Annotated in this window: 5 protein-coding genes; all 5 read left to right on the top strand. The window is 69.5% G+C overall.

Annotated features, from left to right (window positions below):
• Window positions 1–461 precede the first annotated feature (461 nt).
• Window positions 462–3,344, top strand: coding sequence for a CHAT domain-containing protein (locus FJY88_10155; GenBank protein MBM3287694.1), 2,883 nt, complete (start codon window positions 462–464; stop codon window positions 3,342–3,344).
• Window positions 3,345–3,349: 5 nt separating this feature from the next.
• The gene (locus FJY88_10160; GenBank protein ID MBM3287695.1) at window positions 3,350–3,979 is read left to right on the top strand and encodes a sigma-70 family RNA polymerase sigma factor; all 630 of its coding nucleotides are present in this window, start codon (window positions 3,350–3,352) and stop codon (window positions 3,977–3,979) included.
• Window positions 3,972–4,796, top strand: coding sequence for a hypothetical protein (locus tag FJY88_10165; protein MBM3287696.1), 825 nt, complete (start codon window positions 3,972–3,974; stop codon window positions 4,794–4,796). The genes FJY88_10160 and FJY88_10165 overlap by 8 nt, the downstream gene beginning before the upstream one ends.
• A 227-nt stretch (window positions 4,797–5,023) precedes the next feature.
• Window positions 5,024–5,602, top strand: coding sequence for a T9SS type A sorting domain-containing protein (locus tag FJY88_10170; GenBank protein MBM3287697.1), 579 nt, complete (start codon window positions 5,024–5,026; stop codon window positions 5,600–5,602).
• Between the two features lie 87 nt (window positions 5,603–5,689).
• Window positions 5,690–7,478 (top strand): hypothetical protein (locus FJY88_10175; protein MBM3287698.1); only part of this gene is annotated, 1,789 nt, incomplete at its 3' end.

Genomic DNA, 7,478 nt, shown 5'->3' on the forward strand with positions numbered 1-7,478 from the left:
TCTCCTTGAGCCGATCGGGTATGTTCCACCGGTTGAGCATGAGGAGGCGTACTATCGTCGTCAACAGACTCCAGCCGAATTGGCCGGAGTCACGGAATGAACTCTCCGGAAAACCCGGGGCGGTTCAGTCCGAGGGGCGGAGCCTATCCTGTCGATGTCCGGTGGGGGTGATTTCCTGAAGCCGAGGGCGGGTTCGAGCTGCAGGAGGGCCGCGCAGAGGAGCGAGGAGGCTGTGAGCGAGTGCGCCTCGTCGCCTTGAGCGCTTCTCCCGGAGTCGGTAGAATGGTTCGCGGGTGACCGAAGCGGGGGAAGGCGCGGTGAAACGTCCTATCAGCTCCCGCCCTGAGCCAAAATCTACTCACGCGAAACGAGGCCTGTGCGGGCACGGTGGAGGGCGATCGCAATGTCCGACCGGCTGCGCGAGCGGGGTGACGCCAGTAGCGCCCGGCGCAGGTTCAGCCATGAGAGGTAACCCGGATCCGAGGGAGGGGTTGCGGGCCGTCCTTCCCGCGATCCTCCTCCCGGCCGTGTTCGTCACCGTGTCTCTCCTTGCCTCCAGCCACTGTCCGGCTCAGCCCCCCGGCTCGGTTTCGCCCGACCAGCAACGGACTCTCGCCGACCTCGACACCCTCTGGGTGCACAACGACCGCGATGGATTCTGGCATCGCGTCGATTCGGAGCTGGACCGCCTCGGCTCCGCAGACGCTTCGCGCTACGCGTACGAGCTTCTGTCCCGGCTCGGAGCGCGGCGCGCCGCCCTCGGCCAGGCGAAAGACGCGGAGCCCACTCTTCGCCGGGCGCTGGAGATCGCCGAGGCGCTAGGCGACCCCAAGGCGCAATGCACGGTTCTTCGCTGGCTCGGGTACGCGCAGAACCTGCAAGGACGAAAGGCCGAGGCGCGCGCGCGCTGGACGCGGCTCCTCGACCTCGCCACCGGTGCGAACGACCGGGGAAGCGAAGCCTGGGCGCTGATCGGGCTCGGGGCGCTCGATCGCGAGCAGGGCCGGCTCCGCGAGGCGCGAGACGAGTACACCCGTTCCGCAGCGATCTTCCGGGAGCTGAACTCGCTCCGATCGGAGATGTCGGCCCTCACCGGCCTCGGCGACGTCCTGATCGAGCTGGACGAGCATGACCAGGCGCTCCGCTGCCTCCGCCGCGTCGAAGCGGTCGGGCGCGAGCGCGGCTGGGCCATGATCGAGGCCTCGGCCGAGAACGACATCGGATGCCTCCTGACCTCCATCGGCGATCCCGGCGAGGCCGAGCGCTGCTTCGCCCGCGCCCGCGAGCTGCACCTCGCGGACGGGAATCTGCGCCAGGCGATCGTCGCCGGGAGCAACCAGGCCCTCTGCGCCATCTCCCTGCACCGCGAGGATGACGCCGTGAAGCGCCTGGAGAAGCTGGAGGCCGACTGCCAGCGGGCGGGTCTCCTCGAGCTGGTGGCCATGCTCCAGAACACCATGGCCGAGGCCCGCTGGCGACAGCGCCGGTACGGGGCGGCGGCGAGGCTCTACCGCGCCACCCTGGCCATGAGCGACGCCGTGGAGGTGGATGACCGTGCGGAGGCTCTGCTGGGGCTGTCGCGCCAGCTCGCGGACATGGACAGCTCACGGGCGGCCGCGGCCTTCCTTCGGGAATGGACGCCGTGGGTCCGCGACCTCGAGGATCGCGCGCTGAGGGCGCAGTTCTTCGCCGAAGCGGGGCGGCGATTCGTGGAGGCCGGGGAGCCCGAAGAGGCTTCGGCGATTCTCACAGAGGCGGAGGAGGTAGCGCGGTCGCTCGGCCGGACGGACCTCCAGTGGGCGGCGCTGGCGCCGGCGGTGGAGGCGGCCTGCGCACTGGGGATGCCGGACAGCGGCCTCGCGCGGGCCGAACGCGCGGTCGCCTGCTGGGAGCGGGAAAGAAGCCTCCCGCGCGATCCGGAATGGCGAGCGGTGCGCGGGTCGCTGATCGCGGCGCTCTACAGCCAGCTCGGCTCCCTGCTCCTCTCGTATCCCGACTCGATCCCGCAGGCGCGGCGCGCCGAGCGGGCGTTCGACGCCCTCCAAGCGTTCAAGGCTCGCACGCTCCAGGAGCGGATGCTCGGACCAGGAGGAGGCGGAGATTCCGCGGACGCGCGCGCTGCCGTCACCTGCCGACGCCTCCAGCAGGAAGTGCTTTCCCCCGACGAGCTGTTGCTGGACCTCTATCTCGGACGGGATCGCTCGGTCCTCTTCGCCGTCACCCCAACGGAGTGCCGGGCATCGATCCTCCCGGGATGGAAGACGCTCGAGGACCGGGCGCTGCGCTTTCACAGCATGGTCTCGGCGCCGGGCCGCGCGGGGAACACGGCGGGAACCGGGACCGAGGAATGGCGGCGGACGCTCGAAGGAACGATGGCGGAGCTTCGGGATCTGCTCTTCGGCTCCGCCACGGATCTGCTCGAGGCAGCGACGAGCGTCGTGGTCGTTCCGGACGGGCAGATCAACCTGATCCCGCCGAACCTGCTGCTCGCGCCTTCGGCGGAATCCGGCGGGTCCGATGCCTTCGCCGGGACGAGATCGGTCCAGGTCGTTCCCGCCGCGTCCGTTCTCGCCGAGCTGCGCGCCCGCGCGCCCGAGCCCCGCAGTAGCGCCGGACGACCGAGCGCGATTCTCGCGGTCTCCGGGACGATGCCGCAGACGGGCCAGACGCTCGCCGGCGCTCGGCGCGAGGTCAAGGATCTCGCCCGGCGTTTCCGACACGTCGAAACGGAGTTCCCGTCGGGCGACTCCCTCGAAGCGATGCTGTCCCGCTTCGAGGTGCTCCACTTCGCCGCGCACTCCACCGCGGATGACCAGTATCCGTGGAGGTCCGCCATCCACCTCGGGAACCAGCGCGCGGACAGCGGCGGCGGACGCGGCGAACACCTCCTGGCTTCGGAGATCGCCGAGATCAAGCTCGGCGCCCGTCTCGCCTTCCTCTCGAGCTGCCAGTCGGTCGGCGGCTATGTTCTCACGGGCGAAGGGGTCCAGGGTCTCGCCGGCGCCTTCCTCTGCGCCGGCGTTCCCGCGGTCCTGGCGAGCCTCTGGGAGGTCGATGACCGGACGACGGCCCGGCTCGTACGGCGGTTCTACGCGAGCGTCCAGCGGGGTCGAACCGTCGCACAGGCGCTCGCCGAGGCGCAGGAGTCGATCCGCGATCGGCCGGAGACCGCCCATCCGTACTACTGGGCCGGCTTCGTCCTCATCGGCGACGGGGGAGTGCGGCTGGATCTGCAGAGCCGCGGACGCGCAGCGGCGGCCCTTCCCTGGGCGATCGCCCTCGCCGGCATCATCGGCCTGGGGATCCCGATCCTGGCCCGCCTCCGCCGGCCAAGGAACCTGTGACTTCCATGGCGGCGGACGTGTCCAACAACCGGGAACCGGACAACGCGCGCGAGCGACCCGATGCCGTGCTCGCGGCGCTCGCCGGGAGGGACCCCGAGGGCAGCGAGGGCCGACAGGCGGCTTCGGAGCTGCTGGGTCGCTACAGGACACTCGTCTATCGATGGTGTTTTCGCTATGTCCGCGATCACGACCAGGCCATGGACCTCTCGCAGGACGTCCTGCTCAACGCCTACCGGCGCCTCGGAGCGTTCGAGGGGAGGTCCTGCTTCTCTTCCTGGCTCTTCGCGATCGCGAGGAACCGCTGCCTCAGCGCGGTGCGGCGGCCGCCGCTCCTGCAGGATGAGGAGGGCGATCCGGATCGGGTGGCCGATCCCCGTCCGGGGGTCGACCAGACGCTGGAGGAACGCAGCGAGGAGGAGGAGATTCTGCGGTTGATGCGACGGCACCTGAACCCGGTGGAGCAGCGGGCTTTCTATCTGCGATGCTTCGAGCGGATGCCGGTCGAGGCCATCACCCGCCTGCTCGTGATCGAAGGGGCGACCGGTGCTCGCGGGGTGCTGCAGAGCGCCCGGCGGAAGCTCCGGGCCGTCGCCGGGGACCGGTTGCGCCCGAAGGAAGGGGATCGCCATGGATGAGCGATGCGTGCTTGTCGAGGACCTGGGGGAGCTGCTCGAGCTTCCCCTGGACGATCCGCGCATGCTTCATGTCGCCGACTGCCCGCGGTGCCAGGGCCGGCTGCTGTCGTATCGGGTGTTCCTGCGCCGGGACGAGGTGCTCGAGGGCGCCCGCGACGCCGAGGCCGACGCCTGCCTGCGGGAGTTCCTCGAGGAGACGATCCGCGGAAAGAGCGCGGCCGGCGGAGCGCATGAAGTCGGTGAAGCGCGTGGGGCCGGCGCAGCACATGGGATCGGTGAAGCGCATGAGGCCGGTGGAGCGCCTGGGGCCGGCGAAGCCCGCGGGACCGGTTCGAACATCGGCAACGCCTACAGGCCTCGCACCGATCCGTTTCGCAGACTGCGCGATCTCCGTCGGTCGCGACGGATCCTCTGGCCCTCGTTCGCGACGCTGGCCGTGGTGTCGGCGGTGGTGGCGGTCGTCTTGCTTCGGGGCGCCGGAGAGAGGCCACCGATCGTGCCCCGCGGCGATCAGGGCGAACCCGGGGAGGTCGGACCTCTGCCAGCGCCGGCGGAGTGGCTGCCGGCGGGCGGCTGCGTCCTCCGCTGGGCGGGCGTGAAGGAAGCTGATGCCTATCGCATCGTCATGCTCGATGCCGGCCTCGCCGAGGTCGCCCGCCTCGAGGCGACGACGCAAACCACATTCACCCTCAACCCCGACCTCGTGCGCGACCTGCGCGCCGACCGCCGCGCCGCCTACTGGCAGGTGGAAGCGCTGAGCGCCGGAGATGCGATCGCCTCGAGTCCTCCGCAAGCCTGGCTGCCTCCGAAACGCTGACCCCGACCGGGGAATCCTCGGGATCCGTCTCCCGGACCGCGCCCTGCTGATCCTCCCGCCCCCTCGGACTTCTTCGGCTCCACTTTCCTGTGACTTTTCCTCGCACGGCCGCGTCCTAGGCACGAGCGGCGTCTCCGACCCACGGAATCCCCGGCCCGGAACGCGAATGCCCGCCGCGACCGCCGGCCGGGACAACGGTCCAACGCGTCGCGCGACGCCGACGGCTCATGGTGGACGAGGCGCAGCACGAGGAGGGCGCGATGAGTTCGAGGAAGATCCTGCTTCCCTGTTCGATCCTGTTCCTGTCGATCCTGTTCTTGGTCGCAGCGGCCACGCTCGGGTCCGCGGCGATGCAGATGCGCGCGCAGGTGGTCGCGAGCGGCGGCGCGCAGATGCAGGGCGAGGACTTCGCCATCCGCTGCACCGTCGGCCAGCCCGGCATCGGGGTGATCACCAATCCCTGGCACATCGACAACGTCGGCTTCTGGGGTCCCGTCTGGTGGAGCGCGAGCGACACTCCCGAGCCGGTCGCGGTGCTTCCGGCCTCGTTCGCACTGCGGGCCGCATTCCCGAATCCCCTCTCCGAGCAGACGACGATCCGGTATGCGGTGCCGAGGCGCTCGATCGTTTCCGTGAAGCTCTACGACCCATTGGGGCGGGAGGTGCGGGCGCTCGTCGACGGTTGGTCCGAGCCCGGCGACCGGATCGCGAGCCTCGACGCTTCGGGCCTGCCCGGCGGCGTCTATCTCTGCCGCATGGTCGCCGAGGGGTTCGCCAAGACGGAGAAGCTGGTGGTGGTGAAGTAGCGGTCTACAGGGCGAGGCGCGGGACGTGTCCGGCGGAGCGACGCCACGGCTCCACCTCTCCAGAAGACACTCGTCATGGAGGCACCGATGAGGACAAAGACGCAAGCGACCCCGGTCGCGATCATGGGCGCGCCGACGACGGTCGTCCTGACGGCGCTCATGCTGCTCCTGTCGGCCGGGCTCACGCCGGTCTCCGCCCAGATCCCGCGGACGGTCAGCCACCAGGGCCTGCTCCTGCTCCCCGGAGGCTCGGCAGCTCCCGACGGCAACTACACCACGACCTTCCGGATCTACAACGTGGACTCCGGAGGCACCGCGCTCTGGACCGAGACCCAGACCCTGCCGGTCTCCGGCGGCGTGTACAACGCCACCCTCGGAAGCGTGACCACGCTCAACCTCCCCTTCGACGTCCAGTACTGGCTCGGGGTGCAGCTCAGCGGCGAGTCGGAGATGACCCCCCGGGTGCGCTTGACGAGCGCCCCCTACGCCTACCGGGCGGTGATGGCCGAGGGACTCGTGGGAGGAACCGCCGGGGATATCACCGCGGTCTACGCGAACGACGGCCTGACAGGAGGGGCAACGAGCGGGGATGCGTCGCTCAGCGTCGGCGCCGGGACGGGCATCCAGGTCTCGGCGGACGCGGTGGCACTGGCTCCGTCGTACGCCGACGGCAGCGCCTACGACGCGCGCTTCGTGAACGAGGGCCAGGGAAACTCGGTCACGACCGCGATGGTCCAGCCGAACATCGTCTCGAGCGTCGACGGGGTGAGCAACGACGGTGGGAACATCGACCTCATCGCCGGATCGAACGTGACCATCACGCCGGACGACGCCAACAACACGATCACGATCTCCGCGAGCGGCGGCGGGGGCGGCATCGGCGGCAGCGGCACGGCGAACTACCTCTCCAAGTTCACCGGGAGCACCACCATCGGCAACTCCCTGCTCTATGACGACGGGCAGAGGGTCGGCATCGGCACGACCAGCCCCACCGCGCGTCTGATGGTCGCATCCGGGGGAGGAGAGGAGGCGAGCCTGAAGGTGGCGGGCGCGTCGTATCCGTACATTATCGTGGAACACCCGGATCCCGCCGGCGAGGCGTCAATCTGGCTCAGTGAGGGGGGCTACTCCACCTGGGTCCTTCGCGACAGGCCCAACGGGGTCTTCGCACTTTCCCGCGGGTCGTGGCCAGAAGCCATCGACGTTCTCCAGGTGTCCACGAAGTCGACGAAGGTCAAAGCTACAGAGGTCGACTATGCGACCAACACCGTGTTCTCATCGGAGTATGCGGGAGAGACGGTCACGGACGTCGTCGCCATGAAGGGAAGCAGCCGGCCCGCCGACTTCTACGGCATCGGTGGGCAGTTCCAGGGCGGCTATATCGGGGCGGACGTGATGGTCCGCCCGACCGGCGGCTCCACCTACTTTGCGATGCGCGCGACCGCCGACGGGGGCTACGGGAACAACACCGCGGTCTACGCCGCGGCACTCGGGAGCGGTCTCAAGTACGCGTTGTTTGCCACCGCCTCGGGCTCGGGCACGAACTACGCCGGTTACTTCACGGGCGACGTCTATGTGAACGGAAATCTCGGCTGCTCGGGGACCAAGCCCTTCCGGATCGACCACCCTATGGATCCGGCGAACAAGTACCTGTACCACTTCGCCGTCGAATCGGACGAGGTCCTGAACACCTACAGGGGCAACGTCGTGCTCGACGGAGCCGGGGACGCATGGGTGGAGCTCGCCGATTGGTACGACGCGGTGAACCGGGACGCGAGCTACCAGCTCACCTGCATCGGCGGTCACGCTCCCGTCTACATCGCAAGCAAGATCTCGGGCAACCGCTTCAAGATCGCCGGAGGCACGCCCGGCCTCG

This window comes from Candidatus Eisenbacteria bacterium, assembly GCA_016867495.1.
Classification (GTDB): domain Bacteria; phylum Eisenbacteria; class RBG-16-71-46; order CAIMUX01; family VGJL01; genus VGJL01.

Bases quoted from the DNA above. Each gene is read 5' to 3' on its own strand.
- FJY88_10165 (MBM3287696.1), top strand. From the start codon at position 3,972: ATGGATGAGCGATGCGTGCTTGTCGAGGACCTGGGGGAGCTGCTCGAG.
- FJY88_10155 (MBM3287694.1), top strand. From the start codon at position 462: ATGAGAGGTAACCCGGATCCGAGGGAGGGGTTGCGGGCCGTCCTTCCC.
- FJY88_10160 (MBM3287695.1), top strand. From the start codon at position 3,350: ATGGCGGCGGACGTGTCCAACAACCGGGAACCGGACAACGCGCGCGAG.
- FJY88_10170 (MBM3287697.1), top strand. From the start codon at position 5,024: ATGGTGGACGAGGCGCAGCACGAGGAGGGCGCGATGAGTTCGAGGAAG.